The organism is Sunxiuqinia sp. A32 (assembly GCF_052690465.1).
Window position 1 is genome coordinate 24,720 of the sequence record NZ_JBQYLI010000010.1, and the last position, 20,954, is coordinate 45,673.

Here is a 20,954-nt window from a genome sequence, read left to right on the forward strand (position 1 = left end):
TTTTTAAATTCCACCAACCAATCTAACAATCAATGGATTGAGCACACAACTATGATTAACTTGAGAATTTCGCATCAAATTATCTGAAAAAAAAAGCTCTTTTCAAGTAGGGTATCTGTTTTTGAAAGCATATAATTAGAAACGTTGTGAATACATAATTATATTTTCAAATAAACAAATGACTGTGAAAAGGTTAAAACTGACTCTATGTATTGTTGTTATTTCCGCATTCACTTTTGTTTCCTGTAATAAAGATAATTCGGGAGGTACAGGACAATTGAATGTTTTATTGACTGATGCACCATTCCCAATTGAATTAGTATCTAAAACGATTGTAACAATTGATCGTATTGACATAAAAAAACAAGAAAGTGACACTACAGAAGCTTCATTTATAGTGCTCTCTGAAGAGGAAATGGAAATTGATCTGCTTCAATTATCCAATGGAATTACAGAGTTACTTGCTTCATCAGAATTGGAAGCTGGCGCATATGATATGATTCGTTTACATATTGTGGAAGCAAGTGTAGTACTAACTGATGATACTGATTTTAATCTTACAGTCCCAAGTGGAGCATCCAGCGGACTAAAAATAAAATTACAACCATCAATTAAAATTACTGATGGGCAAACCGCAGATGCGTTGCTTGATTTTGATGTAAGCAAATCATTTGTTGTTAAAGGAAGTGTAATAAATGGAAGTGTTAGTGGATTTAACTTTAAGCCGGTAGTACGTGCAGTTAATTTAGGTATTGCTGGCCGTATTGAAGGAAATGTAACTGACATTGCAGAAACTCCACTAGAAAACGCTTTAGTTAAAGTATGGTTGCCTGTTGAAGCAGAAGAAGATAGCCTCGTCACATCATCTTTCTCTGATGTTGATGGAAATTATAAGGCTGTAGGATTGCTTGAAGGCTCTTACTATTTGACCATTGATTTAGAAGGCTACACGTCTCTAACAATAATAGGAGTAAATGTAGTTGCTGGCGGTTCAACTTTAGTGGATTTTGATCTGCAAGCCACTGAATAACTTCTATAAAATTTGAATTAGATTTAATATTCTTCCCCGAATTATCCCCTCAGGGTTAAAAGGTTAATAACTAAATTCTTTATTTAATATTGTCCTTTTCAAAGTTTTAATTCTGGGGGGATCAATTATAAAAGCAGAAGTATTACACTTTCTGCTTTTATATTTTAAAATAAATTCGATAGCTAATTTTTATAAGAAACAGGACAAGTTAACATATAAGAGAACCCCATCATTTGATGAGGATTCTTTTATGTTTCGTTGTGTTAGTTGCTCATTTTATTGTATTAAATTCTAATCAAAGGTTAGTTTTTAACATAACGAACAGAATTGCCATCTTCAATATACATTTCCCTTCGTGATATAGTGCTGATACGTGTTAGCCCCCTTACATAAGCACTAGAAAAATTAATTTTTGTTGAAGACCACCAGTAACCAACCTTCTCAAAATTTGCAAAACTACCAGGGTAATATAAATTGCCAGCAGGAAGACCTGAAAACCCATAATCATCTGTACCATTGCTATCAGGCCCCCATCCACTTGTTGCTTTTAATTTAGATCCTTCATCGGTCCCACGAAAGCCTGTATTATCTGCTTCACTTTGACTCATACCAATAAATATTTCTAATTGTTTCCATTCTGCATCCGATGGTAAATGCCATCCATCAGGACAAGCACGGATAGCAGCTTCCAATGTATACAATCTACCATAAGTCTCTACATAACTTTCTATACTATCAAATGTCCAACAACCATCACCAATATCGTCAGCCAAATTCTCTGCCATCCATACCTGATCTCCAATTTGTATTGTTTTATAAGGATTGCCATCACGAGGATCAATAAAACTTTCACTATCTGTATTAGTCCTAAACCATATTGATTCCCCATATATTGTCCCTTCCTCATTTGTTGCATATGCTCTTATATAAAAAAGTTGATTTGGTTGTAGTCCTGAAATTTTACATTCATATTCTGCCATGCCAATATTACTGCTTTCTATATATCCAACATTGTTTTCTAAAGTTGGATCTTCTGAAGCACTCCACACAAAACCTTGAGAAGTAATTGAAGACGCACCATCTCTTGCCACAAGTCCATTTACATTACAACCAACGGTTGTAACTTCATCCACTGATATTGTAGCTACAGATGGGGTAGTTACATCACCAAGTGAAAAAATCTTATTCCCATAAATAATAGCTAATGCAGCAGCCTCTAGGTCAGCCCCCATAGATGCAGGCATTACTGATTCCATTGGAGAACTGCTAAGTAATTCATTTGCCATTCGCAACCCTGCTCTAAAACGATCACTGTGAAAAGTTTTATAAGAAGGTTCAAATCCATAAGAAATTGTTCCAATTTGATCAGAACTGTATGCTAATCTAAATTCTCCACCAAGATCAGCACTAAGAGAACCACCATATACAAAACTATAACTAGTTATACCATTGTTGATTTGAGCCATGTCTTTAGCAAGAGGGAGAGATTTATCACTATAAGCTTCGTTACTAATTCCTATTCCTAAATCGACATCAGCTCCTAATAAAATTCTCAATGCCCCACTAATTGAATAGGTATGCCCCTTTGTTGGTCCTTCAAATTTATTTAGACCTGCCCCAGGTTGATGATACGGAATACCTGCCAAAAGTTCATTTACACCTGTAAATCCAATGCTCGCTTCTAACTTTGCAGCCAACCCTAGACCTAATGAATAACCCCCTGAGCTAAGAGTATAGTAATACACTTCTTTATCCAGATTTACAAAATCATAAATAATCTTAATTCCACCACCTCCTAAAGCATGTAATTCACCATATAATATAGCACCAAAGCTACCAGAGACTCCTGGATCAACTTCGACAGATTTAGCGTAGCCTAATCGCTCATACGACTGATAACTAGCATTTTTCAGAGATGTTTGATTTTCTAATACATTATTTAATGCATCAGTAAATTCACTCAAAGAATAATTAGCTTCAATTGTACTTATTAAAAAGTCCAAGTCTTGCTCACAAGAATCAATATACTCTGAGTAATTATTCATGGAACCACTAACTTTTTCTAGGTGTGCATTAATATCATTCACTATTGATGCTGGCATAAATTCTGAGATTTTATCTATCAGAATTTCTTTTTTAATCTGAACTTGCTCATCTTCTGTGACAGGAGCTTCTTCTGAAATAGAATCTTCTTCTGTGATAGAGTCTTTATTACAACTTACAAATACACTAAATATTAATACAATGGTAAAAAAGATTCTTAATTTTGATTTACTTAGGATCATAGTTTATTATAACATTTATTAATGATCAGACAAAACCCCAACATTACATATTGGGTTTAATATTCATCCAGAGTTCTTTTTTGTTAATTAAAAAACTGTTGCAAGCTAATAATATATCGAACAAATGTCAATTTCTTTGCCACGTAATGTGTTACAACTTAAGAAAGTTTATTAGCTTTTACTCCTGACCGTCATAATAGCTAACGAGACAATTAACCAATAATCAATGAGGGAATTAGTCGCTTGATTTGAAGTTGAGAACAACTTTGTATGTTTAAGCTAACAATGCCACCTAGACAAAAAAAATTGCTTATAATAACATAAAAGCATACTATCCGCCTCAAATATTATATTTAAGACGGATAATTTATTCACAATAAATGTTTCATTGCTTCATTTACTTGTGAGTTTTCAATGGAATCCAGATAGATTTGAGTCTTTGATAATTCTGAATGTCCAAGTGCCTCACTAATAAGGGCAAAGTTTATACCTGAGTTTTTAAGAATGGTAGCAAATGAATGTCTGGCGACATAAGTAGATAAATTCATGTTAATTTTAGCAAGTTTGGCGATTTGTTTTAACGCCCTATCTGTATTGCCTAACACTTTACGAATTCTATTATGCTTTTGTTGTGCAGTTAAATGTCTCCTTTTATCCAGTATAGGAAATAAATAACCCTTTTGCGTTGTCCTATAGCTATATTTTTCAACGATTTTTACAGCATCAGAAATGAATATAACAGAAACCTTTTTCCCTTTTTTACCTGATATATTGTATTTGATCGCCTATTATAAACACTTCTCAATGTGCGAAATCTCAACCCAATAGTAGTAGGCTTATTGTTATTTGACAATTGCCATTTTTCATAACGAACTAGCCACTCCAAATCAATATCAGAAAAAGTGAAGTTCATATTTCCCCTTGAAAATGTCCGTATTGAATTTAAAGTTTCTCTATGAATCCTCTTACTACCAACCTTTCCAGCATTTTCAAACTGCTTTATTAGTTCATAAAAGAATTCTTCAACTTTTGACTCAATAACTTTCTGAATCTTTCCTTTTAACAGATTTCCAGCGGTAAACTCCTTTTCTTCCACACTAAAGTTCAAGACTTGCTTTTGGAGTTCTGAGACCTTGTTAAAAATGATTTGCTGTATATATTCACCATTAGGACAATCAGGTTTTGGGCGGTTCTTTTTGAAGTCCCAGAACTTTTGGTTTACAGAAACGCCCAAACTTTGGTATTTTCTCCTTCCATTTTTAGAGATTTGAACCATTAAGGGATTCTCTCCATTAGCTAGTGTTTTAGAGCGATACAGGACTACAGAGATTGATGCATTCATGATGTAATTTTGGTTTACATCTTGGTTTACATACAAGGGGTAAAATGCACGAAAAACGGAGATTTTTGCATAAAAAAAGCAGTTACAAATTAATGTAACTGCTTGATAATGAAGTGGGCCCACCTGGGCTTGAACCAGGGACCACCTGATTATGAGTCAGGTGCTCTAACCAACTGAGCTATAGGCCCTAAATATTTAATTCTAAATACTTCAATAAAACGGTCAGGTAAATTAACGACTTCCTGAGCTAAGTCTCTATTCATTGTAAAATGAAATTCTATAATGAACAACGAAAACTACTTTCAATTTTCGGATTGCAAGTTTACAACATTACTGTTAATTTATCAAGCAAAAAATTCAAAATTAAGTAAGCTAGTTATCTTCCGAAGAGGTGGCTTCAATGGTACCTTCTTCATTCTCTTCTTTAACCTTTTTATCTAGCTGGCTGAACAATCGCCAATAAAAAAGAATTACGGAAAAAATTCCAATGGTAATGGATGAATCTGCAATATTAAACACAGGTCTGAAAAACAGGAATTCGTTCCCGCCAACAAAAGGCAACCATTGAGGATAACGGCCAGAGAAAAGTGGGAAATACAACATATCCACCACCTTACCATGAAGAAGAGATGAGTAACCACCACCATCAGGGAAAAGCTCTGCTACTTTGCCATAACTTTCATTAAAGATTACTCCATAAAAAGCACTGTCAATAATATTTCCAATAGCGCCGGCAAAAATTAAGGCAATGCAGGCAATAAAGCCCATTGGAACATCATCTCGTTTTACAAGCTTAAGCATGTACCAGCCAATTCCTGTTACAGCAATAATTCTGAAAACACTAAGAAAAATCTTTCCATAATCGCCCGCAAACTCAATTCCGAAAGCCATTCCATTATTTTCAACAAAATGGATTAGAAACCAGTCTCCCATTACTGAAAATTCTTCACCCAAGTACATATTTGTTTTGATCAGAATTTTCACTAACTGATCAACAATCAGTACCAAAAAGACGATGATGAGTGATTTTTGTAACTTGGTCATGACCTTTATATAATTCATAAAAAAATGATTGGAAGGAAAAACTTCCAATCATCATTGATTATTGTTTTGATACAATTTCCCTACTGGTTGTTTTTTGCCTCTATGCTAAGGGTGGCATGAGGAACCGCACGCAGACGCTCTTTAGAAATCAGCTTTCCGGTATCGCGGCATATTCCGTATGTCTTGTTCTCGATACGAATAAGCGCAGCCTGCAAATGCTGAATGAACTTAAGTTGTCTCTGAGCTAATTTACCTGCCTCTTCTTTGGATAGGGTAGCTGCCCCTTCTTCCAAGACTTTAAAAGTGGGTGATGTGTCTTGGGTATCGTTCCCATCACCGTGAGTTATCGAATTCTTATACATCTCATAATCTTTCTGAGCTTTTGCAAGCTTACCTAAGATTAATTCTTTGAATTCCGCCAACTCAGCATCTGAATATCTGGTTTTTTCTGTCATACCCCAAAATTTTAGTTTGTTAAGCGGATACGTAAGGAATGCTTTTTTATTCCCGACCCTAAATTATAAAAATATTTTGAATTGAAACAGGTCATTAAACATACCCACTCACACTTTATTTACCCTACTTTTTCAAGTTGAATAAACGCTTCAACATTTTGATCTATCTCAACTTTATTAACTTCTTGTTCCTCGAGTTCATCAACTAAAACCAACTCATTGGCTAACGTTTGGTTACTGATATAATCTTTGAAATTTTCCACCGCCAAACTGAAGAATTCATCTTTCCTAATTTTCAGCTTGATACGATCTGTTACTTCAAAATTACTTTCCTTCCGAAGATTTTGTATCTTATTTATAAATTCCCTCGCAATACCTTCTTGTTTTAACTCTTCAGTTAAATTAATATCCAATGCGATTGTTAAACCACCTTCACTGGATACCAACCATCCTGGAATATCTTCAGTCATTATTTCAACATCATCCAATCCCAGTGAGACTGACTGTTCGGCAACGGTAAGCTGAAAGCTACCATCCTTTTCTAACTGACCAATATCTTCCTGGCTAAACTGAGCAACAGCACCGGCTATTTGCTTCATTATTTTACCATACTTTGGCCCCAGAGTTTTAAAGTTTGGCTTAATCTTTTTCTTAATGATGCCGGTTGTATCTGTAATATATTCAACTTCCTTAACGTTAACTTCCGTCAGAATAATATTTTCAACTGCTTCAAATTGATGTTTAAAATGAGGATTCAATACCGGAACCATTATTTTTGCCAATGGCTGACGAACTTTCATCTTTTCTTTTCGACGTAGTCCAAGAATCATAGAAGATGCTTTTTGAGCAATTGCCATTTTCTCTTCCAAATCCTCATCAATCAATGATTCATCAGCTATAGGGAAGCTCGCGAGGTGAACACTTTGATCATCCTCCTTCTTCGTAATTTTATTTAAATCAGCATACAACAAATCGGCATAAAAAGGTGCGATTGGAGCAGCTAATTTTGCAACTGTTACCAAACAACTATAAAGCGTTTGATAGGCTGAAAGCTTATCCTGATCGTATTCCCCACCCCAGAAACGTTTCCGGCTCAGGCGCACAAACCAGTTACTTAGGTTTTCGGTTACAAATTCGGAAATGGCACGCCCCGCGCGAGTAGGTTCATATGTTTCCAAACTTTCACCAACTTCTTTGATCAATGAATTGAGCAGCGAGATAATCCAACGATCGAGCTCTGGGCGCTGTGAAACCGGGATGTCAATTTCCTGATAACTAAAACTATCCACATTTGCATAAAGAGCAAAGAAGCCATAAGTATTGTATAGAGTTCCGAAAAACTTGCGGCGAACTTCATCAATTCCACCAACATCAAATTTCAAATTATCCCATGGCTGAGAATTGGTCAGCATGTACCAACGCAATGGATCTGATCCGTACTTTTCAATCGTATCAAATGGGTCGACAGCATTCCCCAAACGTTTCGACATTTTATTGCCGTTTTTATCAAGCACCAGACCATTTGATATGATATTTTTGAATGCCACCGATTCATCTATCATGGTTGCAATTGCATGTAAAGTAAAGAACCATCCACGAGTTTGGTCAACACCTTCAGCAATAAAATCAGCGGGGAAAACACCCTTCCCTTGTGCTGGATTATACTTTTCACTGTTTTCGAATGGAAAGTGATGTTGTGCATATGGCATCGCACCAGAATCAAACCAAACATCAATAAGGTCTGGCTCACGGAACATTTTTTGTCCGCTTTCACTCACCAAAACAATGTCATCCACATAAGGACGGTGTAAATCAATTTTATCGTAATTATCGGAGGTATTAACACCTGCCACAAATCCTTCGTAAGGATTCTTATCCATCACACCAGCTTCAATGGCTTTCTCAATTTCAGCAACTAAATCGGCAACAGATCCAAAACATTTTGCTTCTGTACCATCTTCAGTTCTCCAAATTGGCAGTGGCGTTCCCCAAAAGCGGGAGCGGCTTAAATTCCAGTCTACCAAATTCTCCAACCAGTTTCCAAAACGTCCGGTTCCGGTTGATTGTGGTTTCCAGTTAATGGTATTATTTAAGGCAATCAATTTATCTTTTACTGCTGTAGTTTTAACAAACCAACTATCTAACGGATAGTATAAAACTGGTTTATCCGTCCTCCAGCAATGAGGATAACTGTGCTCGTGTTTTTCAACTTTAAAAGCTTTATTTTCTTTCTTCAACATCACAGCGATATCGATGTCTACAGTAGAATCATCACCTGTCAATGCTTCATCATATTCATTTTTCACATATCGCCCAACAAAATCAGCATAGGTTGCCTGATTGACATTATTCGCAACAAATGCATCATCCATCTTTTCAGTCAAAAAGAATCGGCCTTTGCGATCGACCAATGGTTGTGGCTTGCCTTCCTTATCAATCACTAAAAGAGGCACAATATCATTTTGCTTGGCAACACGATCATCATCGGCACCAAAGGTTGGAGCAATATGCACGATACCAGTACCATCCTCCGTTGTCACAAAATCACCGGTAATTACACGGAAAGCATCTCCGTCAGGTTTCACCCAGTCAATTAGCTGCTCATAGTTAACCCCGGCTAAGGTCGCTCCTGAATACTCAGCTAAAACCTGATATGGAATTTTCTTATCACCCGGTTTATATTCATCAAATGAAAGCTCTGCATTCTTTGGATTGAAATGCACATTCAGCAAATCTTTTGCTAAAATTAAAGTCGCCGGATCTCCTGAATAAGGATTAAACGTGCGAACCTTCACATAGGTGATTTTTGGCCCAACACACAATGCTGTATTTGACGGCAAAGTCCATGGGGTTGTTGTCCATGCAAGGAAATATAGAGGAGCATCAACACCTTCGTACAGAAATTCTGATTTTTCGTCTCTGATCACACTAAATTGTGCGACAGCCGTTGTATCTTTCACATCCCGATAACAACCCGGCTGATTCAATTCATGCGAACTAAGTCCAGTTCCGGCAGCAGGCGAATAAGGTTGAATGGTGTACCCTTTGTACAGCATTCCTTTATCAAAAAGCTTTTTAAGCAACCACCAAACCGTTTCAATGTAACGATTATCGTAAGTGATGTAAGGATCATCCATATTCACCCAATATCCCATTTGCCGGGTAAGTTCTTCCCATTCCTTGGTATATTTCATCACCTCACGGCGACAGGCGGCATTATATTCTTCAACGGTAATTTTGGAGCCAATATCTTCTTTGGTGATTCCGAGGGATTTTTCCACGCTAAGCTCAACAGGCAGTCCGTGAGTATCCCATCCAGCTTTCCGGTGAACCCGAAAGCCTTTCATGGTTTTGTAACGGCAAAAAGTATCTTTAATCGCACGGGCCATCACATGATGAATGCCCGGCATTCCATTCGCAGAAGGAGGTCCTTCATAAAAAACAAATGTTGGATTGCCCTCTCTAGTTGAGATGCTTTTGTGAAAAGTATCATCTTCTTCCCATCTTTTCAACACTTCCTTGTTTACCTGGGAAAGATCTAATTGCTTGTATTCGCGGAATTTATCGCTCATGGAATCCCTCTTTTGACGTATTTTCTAAAAAGCTACAAATATAGAAATTTTTTAGGATGGTAAGTCCCGCTTTTTGAAACAATCAGTTGGAATCAAAATATTGGAATCCATAGAGATCAATCACACTTGTTTGATACTAAAAAAGTCCGCTTCCCAAATACAGGAAACGGACCCTTTCGAATTGATTATTGAATATATCTAAGCGTCTGCAGCTTCTCCCGGAACGGGTACAGTAGCAGTATCAACAATGCCAACATCTCCCATTACATAAACATCTGGGCCTAGTTTCATATCAGAGTTCATCATTTCATCCCAGGTTACTTCTTTGCCAGTGTAAGCCGAAGTCCGTCCCATGATTGCACACATATTTGTGACTGCAGTCTGCTCTGCTTCATTCACCGGAATATTTTGACGAATACAAGTAACAAGATCAATATGTTCCTGCACATAAGGACTAATCTTCACATTACGCTCTGGTTGTCCATTTTCATCTAATGGATATGGATATTTGTATAACTCAGCACCAGTAGCATCCCAAATTGTATTTTGACAGTTTGAAGATCCTTTGGATCCCATTACAAACTCCGAAACATTGTTTGCACAGCCATTAATCTGGCGACACATACTATGCATGTGCATGCCGTCATCATAAACAAAGTCAACACTGAAATTATCAAATTGATCACCCGTCACGCGACGCTGACGCGAACCAAATGCTACAGCTTTAGATGGATGTTTGCCCGTAAACCAGTTAATCACATCTATATTGTGGATATGCTGTTCTGCAATGTGATCGCCTGACAACCATAACCAGTTCACCCAGTCACGAATCATATATTCCATTTCACTCCAGTCTGCATTTGGATTACGATGCCAAAGTTTTGATTGGTTCCAATAGCAATTTGCACTAACAATGTCACCGATTGCTCCATTGGCAATTTGCTTGTATACTTCAATATAGTCACGTTGGTGGCGACGTTGTGTTCCGGTTACTACTTTCAATCCAAGTGATTCTGCTTTTTTTGCAGTTGCCATTACTGACCGAATACCAATAGGATCAACAGCGACAGGCTTTTCCATAAATACATTTTTACGGGACTGAACAGCAGCTTCAAAATGTTGTGGTCTGAAGTGTGGCGGTGTTGCTAAAATCACCACGTCAACACCCGAGTCAATTACTTTTTCAAAAGCATCAAATCCAACAAAAATATTTTCATCATCAACTTCATGATTGGCCTGGTCTTTCAATTTTTTACGGCAATCATCAATACGATCCTGAAAAACATCACCCAAAGCATGAATGATTAAGTTTGGTCCTGCTTCAAGGAAATTCAATGCAGCACCTGATCCACGGCCACCACAGCCAATAACACCAGCTTTTATAGGTTTACCATCGGGAGCTTGCTCCAAAAGAGGTGGAAGATTTAATTCAACAGTTTTTTTCTTTTCAGCACAAGAAACCAGAGCATTAGCTCCAACTATACCGACAGCACTTACTGCTGCAGCATTGGCCAAAAAACGTCTTCTAGAAAAATTTTGTTCGCTCATAATTAGTTTAGTTTTAGTTACGATTTCCAGTATTCTTATCAAATTCACAGACGACTCGGAAACCCACTGTGTTTACATCTGAATACCACCAGATACTTTTTGGCATTTGTGGGTCGGTTTTAAGCCATGCCTCAGATTTCGTAAAATCTCGGGCAGCAGAACGAACATCTCCCGGACTGCTTTTGAAAGATCCACCTCTAACTACGTGCTCTTCTCCGCTAATCGGCCCCTTTGGATCTTTGGCTCCAACGGTTAATTTTTGATACGCATCTTCAGCATACCAATCCAAACAAAACTCTGCTACATTCCCAAGCATATTTTTCAATCCAAATGGATTTGGCCTGGCGCCATCAGGTGTTTGGGTTTTATCCATGCTATTAGCTTCGTACACAACGTACGAATAGATATTGGTTGTATCAGCACCAAATATTTTATTCCACAATCCTTTCTCTGAAAAATCTTTTGGATTTCCTTCAAAAAAGTATGGAGTTTGTGTTCCAGCCCGACAGGCATATTCCCACTCAGCCTCGGTAGGTAATCGGTACGTTTTTCCAGTCACTTTTGACAACCATCGACAATACGTCTCAGCAGCATGATAGCTCATCGTAATAGCTGGCCTGGTCCCTAATCCCCAGTTTTGATCTGGTTGCCCGTATGGTGGAGTTGGACCGGTAATTGCATCAACCTCCATTTCCGACCGGCTACCTTCTGTATCGGTACTTCTACCTTCAGCCCCGGTTTGTCCATAAAAAGCCAAGAATTCATTCCAGCTAACTTCAACTTCACCCATAAAAAATGGACTTACTTCAACTTGCTTTTGTGGCCCTTCGTCCTCTTCTCGGAAAGCTTCATCGGGTGCACTACCAATGGTGAATGTTCCTCCTGGGATTGCAACCATTTTAAATGAAACAGTGGAATTCGGGACTTTTTCCTCAAAAGTTTCAAGAGCATCAACCAGCGTTGGCTCTTGATAAATCTCTTTATTCACTTGTCCATCTTTTCCAAATCCAACATTTGATTCATGCTTGGCATTTGGATCATAGTGTCCAACATGCAAGTGACAATTTATACATCGAAGTTCATCTTCATGTTGTGAATAATATAGGTGAGCATCCTGTCCTTCAGGATTAAGCGTTAACGGGAATAGGTTCACATGGCACTTCACACAAGATGCTTTATAGACAAAATGCTGTGCATGCTCTTTACTTGATTTTGCTTCCCAATTAAAACTTTCATGATCCTTAAACAGATATCCATATGCATCACGTGTTCCGGTTTTTATTTTTTCGATCAAATACCCCTCTCCTTTAGGTGGTAAGTGACAATCTACACAGCTTACATGGATACCCCCTCGATTGTCATGGTGAGTGGAAAGCTTCCAGGATTCGGTCACATGTGGGTGAACATGACAGGATTCACAGAATTCATTCGTCGAAGTGTATTCTACCGATTTATTAAATCCGATAAGTACAATAATTCCAAAAGCAAAGCCAATAAACAACACCAACAAAATTCGCTTTTGAAAAAATTTCTGTAGTCTTTTAGGCATTTTTAAGCAATTAGGTTTGAAAGGTTTTTAGTTCGAGCCCAAATTTAACAAATTCATTGGTTTTTAAGAATGTTGAGATAGCAAAACATGCAGTGATTTTAAAAATTCAAAATATTTTATGAAAAAAGGCTGCCTGGGAAGCAACCTTCTGGGAATAAAACATTACAGGGAAGGGAAGTCAATCATAATCGCTAACGCTTATTGAATATTTCCATAAACACTCCGATTATTTTGTATATGTTATTTATGTATTTACTCAAACCTAGCACACGTAAAGCTACGGGCTATTTCTTAACTGAAAATTATTAGCATATTATAAGTGAGTTATGGAATTATTAAGAAGACAGTTATTAAATATTCTTATTTATTCTTTAAAATTAAGTCGACAAATCAAAACCTGATGTGCCAAAATTTCGTTTAAAGAGTAGGGATCAATATTATTATGAACTCTAACAACAAAATAAAAAACAAGGTATCTTCAACATCATTCCTTTACAAGAAGCTTGAACAATACAGTAAACCAGATACACGAAAAAGTATATTGCAGATCATTAATACGTTCCTTCCCTACATTGGTATTTGGATACTTATTTTTTACAGTTTTACAATTTCATACTGGATATCGGCATTTTTAATTATTCTGGCAGCTGGATTTCTGGTCAGACTATTTATTATTTTCCATGACTGCGGGCACGGTTCCTTTTTCAAATCAAAAAAAGCAAATACGATTATCGGAATGTTATTCGGAATCCTTGCATTCACCCCTTATTATAAATGGCACAATCAACATATGCGACATCATGCTACGGTAGGCAACCTCGACAAACGGGGAGAAGGTGATGTATGGACCATGACTCGTGAAGAATATCTAAACGCTAACAAATGGAAACGATTCAAGTACAGGATTTACCGGAATCCGTTTGTATTTTTCGGAATTGGGTCACTATTCCTTTTTCTGGTGATGAATCGACTGACAAAAAAAGGAATGGATCGAAAAGAGCGGATGAACGTCTATTATACCAACCTGATCCTAATCTCAATTTTTATTGTAATGGGATCAATTATCGGATTTGGAACATATCTAATCGTTCAACTTTCTATCTTGTACATTGCCTCAATGATTGGTTTGTGGCTATTTTATTTGCAACATCAATATGAAAATGTAAACTGGTTTAGAAATTCAGAATGGGATTTTCAGACAGTGGCACTAAGTGGAAGTTCTTTCCTGAAATTTCCAAAAATATTACATTGGTTCTCTGGAAATATTGGATTTCACCATATCCATCACATCAATGCGCGCATTCCAAACTATCATCTTGAAAAATGCTACAAGGATATCCCAATCTTTCAACAAGTGAAGCCCGTCACTTTTCGCATAAGTCTAAAATCATTAAAACTTCGGTTGTGGGATGAAAAGAAACAAAAATTAGTCGCCTACAGCTAAATCAAAAATCAACCAAAATAGGCATCCCTTTTATACTTTCCATTTGGTGTTCTAGGGATAAGATCAACACACCTGATTTTCCGGGGGCATTCATATTTTTCCAGCTGACTTTCAAATACCGTTTGAAGTTTTCCCAAATCTAAATTTGATTCACTCCCTTCAATAATCAATATCAACTGACGCCCAAGTTTTTCATGAGGTAAAGAGGAAATAATAAACGGCTGCAAAATATAAGGTTCCAGTTTTTTTTCGATTTGTTCCGGATTGAATTTAATTCCACCCGAAATGATCACGTTATCAGCTCTCCCTAATATCTTAAATGTCCTTTCATCTTTCAATTCTGCCAAGTCGTTGGTTTGAAGCAACTCGCCCTCCAATCCTGGCATTTTTATCTTTAGACAACCTTCCTCTGACAAGCTCACCACAATGCCATCCAAACACTGGTAATAGTCATCCTTCTGCTTTCCATTCAAACTTCGCAATGCAATATGGGTGGCTGTTTCAGTCATCGCATAACTGGAATAGCATCTTGTCGGAACATCCTTCAATTTATCTTCTAATTTTTGTGGCATAGCAGAACCTCCAATTAATAAAGAATCCAGATTTCCAGGTGCACGTTCCAAACAAAGCATTTTAGTTACCTGATTTGGAACCATGGCTGCAAACTTATAATGAAGATCAGCCAAAAAGTTGAAATCAGTTGCAGGATCGACAACATATAAATCCAGTTCTCCAATCAACGCACGAACAACCATTAACTTACCAGCAATATATTTCGAGGGAAGGCAATGCAAAACCTTATCCCTTGGTTTCAATCCGAAAAATCGAATCGTCCTCAAGGCGCTGGCTGCTACAAAATCTTTTTTTAATCGGATTGTTTTCGGAGAACCGGTACTCCCCGATGTATTCACGTCTATAAAATCATATTGATTATACCATTCCGAAATGAAATCCAACCATCCATTTTCCCATTCAATTGTTGATCGTTCTCCATTCAAAATTTCTGAAATAGATTTTTGAATACCGAATAATTTGATCTGTTTTGGGAAAAGGTTCATATTAAATTTTTGCTAATTATGACATGCCTGATCGTTAAAATCAGTCATTTATAGCAAATCAAAGGATTTTTGCGGATCAAACCAAAGTTGTTCGCCACGAATTTCAAGCGGAGAATTAATATTGTTTGTAAAAAGCTGACCCGTTCCCAATCCCTGATGCATCTTCGATTGCTTTGTGTAAGTCCATTGGGCAATCGCATTCAATCCAATATTTGATTCCAAATAAGAGGTAATCCACCAACCGATGGAGCGGTCGTTGGCCAATTCAATCCATTCATCACATCCAGCAATTCCTCCGTGCAAGCTTGGTTTTAATACCAAAAATTGAGGCCGAATGGTATCAAGCAATTTTTCTTTTTCATCTCTTTTATTAATCCCAATTAACTCTTCATCCAACGCAATTGGAATGGGAGTTTCATCACACAATTTTCCCATCTCCTCCCACTGTCCAGTTTTAATTGGTTGCTCAATGGAATGAATATCGAATTTCGCCAAAGCATTCAACTTTTCCATTGCCTCTGCCGGCTGAAAAGCACCATTAGCATCAACACGCAGCGTCAGCGATTTCTCGCAACACGCACTCCTTACAATTCGAAGCAATTCCAATTCTTTTTCAAAATCAATGGCCCCTATTTTCAACTTGATGCAGCTGTACTCAGCGTTTAATTTCTCCTGAATTTGCTTCACCATGAAATCTTCATCTCCCATCCAAATCAAACCATTAATGGGAATTCCAGCTTGTCCATTTGTGAAATCAGATGGAAAAATGATTTGCTTCCCACCGTTTCTTAAATCAAGCAAGGCAGTTTCTAGTCCAAATTTAACGGATGGGATATCCTGAAGTAATGAAAGGTCATCTACAAATCTTTGCGGATCATTGGAAATCTCCTTTAAAACGGCTTCAACCTCTTCAGGCTTTTCTTTACTTAAACCGGGCAGTGGCGCACATTCACCAATACCAGTAATTCCATTATCTTCTAAAAATAAATACCAAACTGTTCTTGAATGATAAACACCACGAGACGTGCCAGCTGGTTGTTTGAATTGTAATTCATGTTTTTTGAAATGGGCAATCATACACTTGCAAGTATTAATCCTAAACAAAATAGCAAGGTAAAAGCCAGGGTCGAAAGTGATAGTTTCTTGAGAAAGGGATCCAATTGCTTCTCTTCTTTGATTCGAAAAATTTTAATCAGATCTAAAATAAACAGTGGTAAAGTTAGTAAAAATAACCATTGCCAAAGCGAGTCTTGCTGGTGATACGTAAACGCGACAACCGCAAACCATCCCCAAAAAATCATCGAGACATGATAAATTCTGCTATTTCCGGATCCCATCCGAACAGGCAATGTGATTTTACCCGACTCACGATCATTCTGAATATCCCGCATATTATTTAGGTTGAGCACACCCGTGCTAAAAAACCCCATGCTGATTGCCGGGAGCAAAATAGCTGATTCAATATAACTAGCATTCAAATAGAAAACGCCGATCACCGGCAGCAGACCAAAAAAAAGGAAAACCGCCAAGTCGCCCAATCCAACATACCCATATGATTTTTTGCCTGCCGTATAAAAATACGCAGCAAACAAGGAAAGAATCCCCAAACCTATAAAACTAAAAAAGGCCACTTTTGAAAAGTGCCATGTTCCTGTATAAACTAACCAAATACCAAAAATCAGACTCATCCCACCAATAATGAGCATCCCTCTTTTCATTTCTGAATGTGTAATTTCCCCACTTTGCATGGTTCGGGTAGGGCCTAATCGAAACTCATTGTCGGTGCCTCGCTGGTTATCGCCAAAATCATTGGCAAAATTGGAAAACACCTGAATTAGGGTTGCAGTGATAATCGCCAGCAATGAAACCCTCCAATCAATCGCTCCATAAAACCACGCCAATCCGCACCCCATCAAAATACCTGAAAGTGCCAATGGAAGGGTGCGTGGTCGTGCTGCTTTAATCCAACTTTTTGCGCTTGCCATTTACAATTTAAATTTTGATCGACTTATGGAAATTTAGGATACTTACCAAAGTCAGGCTTCCTTTTTTCGAGGAACGCGTGTTTGCCCTCCTGTGCTTCTTCAGTCAGATAATATAGCAATGTTGCATTACCCGCAAACTCCTGAATACCAATCTGCCCATCAAGCTCTGCATTCAATCCAAGCTTCAACATGCGCAATGCCAAAGGACTATGTTCCTGCATTTTTTGTGCCCAGGCAACTGTCTCATCTTCTAATTGCTCAAATGGAACAACCTTATTGACCAAGCCCATTTCCAGAGCTTCGGCTGCAGAATACTGGCGACACATAAACCAAATTTCACGAGCTTTCTTTTGCCCAACAATGCTGGCCAAATAAGAAGATCCCAAGCCTGCATCAAAGCTTCCAACTTTGGGACCGGTTTGCCCAAAGATGGCATTTTCGCTGGCAATGCTAATGTCGCAAACCACATGTAAAACATGACCTCCACCGATGGCAAAACCATTAACCATTGCGATCACTGGTTTCGGCATGCTGCGAATTTGCTTTTGCACCTCCAATATATTCAGTCGTGGAATACCGTCCTTATCAATATAACCACCTTTGCCTTTCACTGTTTGATCGCCACCTGCACAAAAGGCTTTATCGCCTGCTCCTGTTAAGACAACCACATTAATTCGTTGATCTTCGCGACAAATACGCAATGCCTCACTAATTTCATTCACGGTAGTTGGACGAAATGCATTGCGATAGCGCTCGCGGTTGATGGTTATTTTTCCAATTCCTTCATAATAGTCGAAGAAAATATCTTCATATTCTTTGATGGTTTCCCATTGTCTTTTTGTGCTCATATCTTATTTTATTGTTTTACATACTTAAACAACTCACGAAACTGCTGAGTGTTTGCCTCTGCATCTGTAAAAATCTCCAACAATGCAGCTTTTTGCTGTTCGGGTGAATAAAATTCCTTCAAGCTAACTTGAAGTTCATCAAGACTTTCTGCTTTGAAGTAATCTAATTCAAAAGTTTTTGCTATTCCTTCTGCCTTGAATTTATTCTCGGTAAAAAAATGCTCCCGGAAAGCCGGAGAATCAGTCGGCCCTTTGATCATGCTAAAGATATTTCCCCCTCTATTGTTGATGACAATGACCCGCAAATTGCCTCCTATATAATTATTCCAGAGCGAATTTGAATCATAGAAAAATGATAAATCGCCCAAAATAATTGTATTGAGTTTTTCTGATTCTGACGCAAATCCGACAGCCGTCGATAATGGACCGTCAATACCACTGGTTCCTCGATTGCCAAAATAGTGTGCATTTTTCACCGGATCACAAATTAGCGCATATCGCACCGGAGAACTATTTCCCAGATGGACTACCGAATTTTCAGGAATTGCTTTCCTTAACTCATCGAATACAATTAAATCACAAAAATCAGCCTTGTCAAGAAACCGATCGCGAAGTAAATTCACTTGACTTTCCTTATTCTTCCATAGTTTATGGTAGGAGTTTTCCTTTGAGTCTGCAACATCCAGCAACTTTTCGAAAAAATCAGATGCATCCACTTTGATCACTTTAGTTAATGACTGATAAGTATCAAAGTGTTCATCAGATAAACTCAGATGCCAGTGATTTGCAGGTTTATTTTTCCTCAGAAATTGCTTTAGCGATTTGGAAACAAATTGCCCCCCAAAACTAATCAATAGGTCAGGTTGAAAATCTTCCGGTTTATCTTCTAAAATAGAAGCCATTACTGCATCAATACTACTGCAAAATATAGGATCATCCAGATTCGCCAGATGTTCTTTCAGAACAACAGCTCCAGATTCTGAAGCCAACCCACTCAGCTGGTTTTCCAATCCTGGATTTGGAATATGCTGCCCGGCCAGAATCAGCACCTTCTTTGAATCACTAAAGATTGCTGCTAGCTTTTCATTTTCAGCATCAGACAATTTTGACTCTGAAGTAGCCATTTCAATTGTTTTAACAACTGGTAATTCTGCATCCAACAAATCGTGCAAAGGCTCTTCCAACGGTATATTGATATGCACCGGAGCAGGAGCGCCTGATGCAGCAACATTTAAACATTCATTGATTTGCCTTGCAGCAAACCATAATTCCTTATCAGACTCACCCAAAGGCAAACTGATTTCCTTTTTTGTGAAATTTTGGTAGATATTCTTCTGCCGAATACATTGGCTTTCTGCCTGATCAATCCAGTATTCAGGACGATCGGCTGTCAACACAATCAGTGGCACATTCATATAAAAAGCCTCAGCAACCCCTGGAGTATAATTCAATGGTGCAGTACCTGAACTACATACAATTGCAACCGGTTTTTGTTTGGCTTGTGCCAACCCCATTGCAAAGTAAGCAGCACTCCGCTCATCCACAATATTTCGGCAATTGAACAATCCACACCCGGCAAAAGTATGAGTAAGTGGTCCATTTCGTGATCCTGGAGAAATGATGATATCATCAATCCCTTTAGAAAGTAGCAATTGTGCTAATTGTTGAATGTGCTTTTTTGTTGATATCATGTATTTTGAACAGCTTCAATAGCCGATATTAATGTTCCTGCTTTATTATTTGTCTCTTCCCACTCTTCTTCGGGAACCGATCTTGACGTGATTCCTCCACCTGAATACAATATATATTGATCTGGTGTAACTTCCATACAACGCAAATTTACAAATATTCTAACGGAATCATTTAAACGCCACGGACCAAGATATCCGGTATAATAGCGTCGATCGTGTCTTTCTATCTTCTCAATAAATTTACTAGCTTTCAATTTTGGATAACCACAAACAGCAGGTGTAGGATGCAATTCTGCAATAAACTCACCGAGCTTTTGAGTTAGCTTTTTTTCCGAAAAACGGAAAGTGGTACTTAAATGAGCAACCTTGCCACTCTCTAAGGTTTCAGGTCCAATAGTTGTGTAAGGATGAATATTAAATTGGTGAAAAACATCTAACAGGTAACGAGAAACAAAAGCCTGTTCTTCAATATCCTTCGTGTGCCAGCTATAATCAACATCTTTCCTTCGTGACTGAGTCCCAGCTAATGAAACAGTCTCCATTGTTTTCCCTTCAGACTTTAACAGAACCTCTGGTGTTGCCCCCATCCAGTTACCAGCTTTTGCAATATTTACAAGATACACAAAAGCATTGGGTGTTTGCTGAAAAAGTTTCATATACAACTTCCCAATAGATTCTTCTTTCCGTTGAATGGGAATGAGTCTCGATACGATCGCTTTTGATAATTTGCTGCTTTTTATTTCATCAATGGTTGAATCAATGTCCGATAAATACTCAGCTTTATCGATGATAAAATGATTCGTTATTTGCTCAGTAGCAGTATCCTTTTCGTCAAATTGGGTTAAATCGATTGCAAGTATATTCTTCAGCCCATTTTTATAAATTCCGGGCTTTACTAAAACCAATGGATTCTTCCCACTAATTTCATAAGGTGCAAACACAAAGCCCTCTTGCCCATTTAGTTTCCTAAACTGTTCCGGATAAATGACATCCTCCTCCTCTGATATCAGAATTTCAAGGATTTCACTTCCAGGCATTGACCATATCGCAAATGAACAGTCTTTCCTTAGTAGTGAATCCAAAAATTCATCTAAGCTTTCCAT

Annotated in this window: 16 protein-coding genes and 1 tRNA gene; 2 read left to right on the forward strand and 15 right to left on the reverse strand. The window is 37.8% G+C overall.

Translation table 11 applies throughout. The features are described from left to right. Positions 1 to 184 precede the first annotated feature (184 nt). The gene (locus ACUNWD_RS11605; RefSeq protein ID WP_445587976.1) at positions 185 to 1,030 is read left to right on the forward strand and encodes a DUF4382 domain-containing protein; all 846 of its coding nucleotides are present in this window, start codon (positions 185 to 187) and stop codon (positions 1,028 to 1,030) included. Positions 1,031 to 1,332: 302 nt separating this feature from the next. Here the strand turns inward: ACUNWD_RS11605 and ACUNWD_RS11610 are convergent, their stop codons facing one another. The 9 genes from ACUNWD_RS11610 to ACUNWD_RS11650 all read right to left on the reverse strand — a co-directional run bounded on the left by ACUNWD_RS11610 (position 1,333) and on the right by ACUNWD_RS11650 (position 12,825). Further along, positions 1,333 to 3,315 (reverse strand): fibrobacter succinogenes major paralogous domain-containing protein, encoded by a 1,983-nt coding sequence (locus tag ACUNWD_RS11610; protein ID WP_445587977.1) that lies wholly within the window; start codon positions 3,313 to 3,315, stop codon positions 1,333 to 1,335. Between the two features lie 371 nt (positions 3,316 to 3,686). Then, positions 3,687 to 4,097 (reverse strand): tyrosine-type recombinase/integrase, encoded by a 411-nt coding sequence (locus ACUNWD_RS11615; RefSeq protein WP_445588120.1) that lies wholly within the window; start codon positions 4,095 to 4,097, stop codon positions 3,687 to 3,689. Then, positions 4,031 to 4,657 carry a phage integrase SAM-like domain and Arm DNA-binding domain-containing protein gene (locus ACUNWD_RS11620; protein WP_445587978.1) on the reverse strand — a complete coding sequence of 209 codons (627 nt, stop codon included), beginning with the start codon at positions 4,655 to 4,657 and terminating at the stop codon, positions 4,031 to 4,033. Before ACUNWD_RS11620 ends, ACUNWD_RS11615 begins: the two co-directional genes overlap by 67 nt. 114 nt (positions 4,658 to 4,771) lie before the next feature. Beyond that, positions 4,772 to 4,845: transfer RNA gene (locus ACUNWD_RS11625), tRNA-Ile, on the reverse strand. A gap of 184 nt (positions 4,846 to 5,029) precedes the next feature. Next, positions 5,030 to 5,719, reverse strand: a complete 690-nt coding sequence (locus tag ACUNWD_RS11630) for a lipoprotein signal peptidase (protein ID WP_445587979.1) — start codon at positions 5,717 to 5,719, stop codon at positions 5,030 to 5,032. Positions 5,720 to 5,781: 62 nt separating this feature from the next. After that, positions 5,782 to 6,156 (reverse strand): TraR/DksA family transcriptional regulator, encoded by a 375-nt coding sequence (locus ACUNWD_RS11635; RefSeq protein ID WP_445587980.1) that lies wholly within the window; start codon positions 6,154 to 6,156, stop codon positions 5,782 to 5,784. Positions 6,157 to 6,275: 119 nt separating this feature from the next. Next, complete coding sequence (ileS, locus tag ACUNWD_RS11640; protein ID WP_445587981.1) at positions 6,276 to 9,728, reverse strand: isoleucine--tRNA ligase; 3,453 nt, start codon at positions 9,726 to 9,728, stop codon at positions 6,276 to 6,278. 198 nt (positions 9,729 to 9,926) lie between these two features. After that, positions 9,927 to 11,276, reverse strand: coding sequence for a Gfo/Idh/MocA family protein (locus ACUNWD_RS11645; protein WP_445587982.1), 1,350 nt, complete (start codon positions 11,274 to 11,276; stop codon positions 9,927 to 9,929). 13 nt (positions 11,277 to 11,289) lie between these two features. After that, on the reverse strand, positions 11,290 to 12,825 hold the full coding sequence (locus ACUNWD_RS11650; RefSeq protein WP_445587983.1) for an SUMF1/EgtB/PvdO family nonheme iron enzyme: 1,536 nt from the start codon (positions 12,823 to 12,825) through the stop codon (positions 11,290 to 11,292). 442 nt (positions 12,826 to 13,267) lie between these two features. On the opposite strand from ACUNWD_RS11650, the gene ACUNWD_RS11655 reads away from it, so the two are divergent. Further along, positions 13,268 to 14,269: a fatty acid desaturase gene (locus ACUNWD_RS11655; protein WP_445587984.1), complete on the forward strand. Its 1,002-nt coding sequence runs from the start codon at positions 13,268 to 13,270 to the stop codon at positions 14,267 to 14,269. An 8-nt stretch (positions 14,270 to 14,277) separates the two neighbouring features. Here ACUNWD_RS11655 and ACUNWD_RS11660 read toward each other — a convergent pair whose 3' ends face one another. The 6 genes from ACUNWD_RS11660 to ACUNWD_RS11685 are packed head-to-tail and all read right to left on the reverse strand — an operon-like array spanning position 14,278 to position 20,954. Then, a complete protein-coding gene (locus tag ACUNWD_RS11660; RefSeq protein ID WP_445587985.1) occupies positions 14,278 to 15,327 on the reverse strand; it encodes an AMP-binding protein in 1,050 nt (349 codons plus the stop codon). Positions 15,328 to 15,375: 48 nt separating this feature from the next. Continuing rightward, on the reverse strand, positions 15,376 to 16,404 hold the full coding sequence (gene menC, locus ACUNWD_RS11665; RefSeq protein ID WP_445587986.1) for an o-succinylbenzoate synthase: 1,029 nt from the start codon (positions 16,402 to 16,404) through the stop codon (positions 15,376 to 15,378). After that, positions 16,401 to 17,312 (reverse strand): 1,4-dihydroxy-2-naphthoate polyprenyltransferase, encoded by a 912-nt coding sequence (locus ACUNWD_RS11670; RefSeq protein WP_445587987.1) that lies wholly within the window; start codon positions 17,310 to 17,312, stop codon positions 16,401 to 16,403. Before ACUNWD_RS11670 ends, menC begins: the two co-directional genes overlap by 4 nt. Before the next feature lie 23 nt (positions 17,313 to 17,335). Further along, positions 17,336 to 18,160, reverse strand: coding sequence for a 1,4-dihydroxy-2-naphthoyl-CoA synthase (menB, locus tag ACUNWD_RS11675; RefSeq protein ID WP_445587988.1), 825 nt, complete (start codon positions 18,158 to 18,160; stop codon positions 17,336 to 17,338). An 8-nt stretch (positions 18,161 to 18,168) separates the two neighbouring features. Continuing rightward, positions 18,169 to 19,851 (reverse strand): 2-succinyl-5-enolpyruvyl-6-hydroxy-3-cyclohexene-1-carboxylic-acid synthase, encoded by a 1,683-nt coding sequence (menD, locus tag ACUNWD_RS11680; protein ID WP_445587989.1) that lies wholly within the window; start codon positions 19,849 to 19,851, stop codon positions 18,169 to 18,171. Then, positions 19,848 to 20,954, reverse strand: a complete 1,107-nt coding sequence (locus ACUNWD_RS11685) for a chorismate-binding protein (protein ID WP_445587990.1) — start codon at positions 20,952 to 20,954, stop codon at positions 19,848 to 19,850. The genes menD and ACUNWD_RS11685 overlap by 4 nt, the downstream gene beginning before the upstream one ends.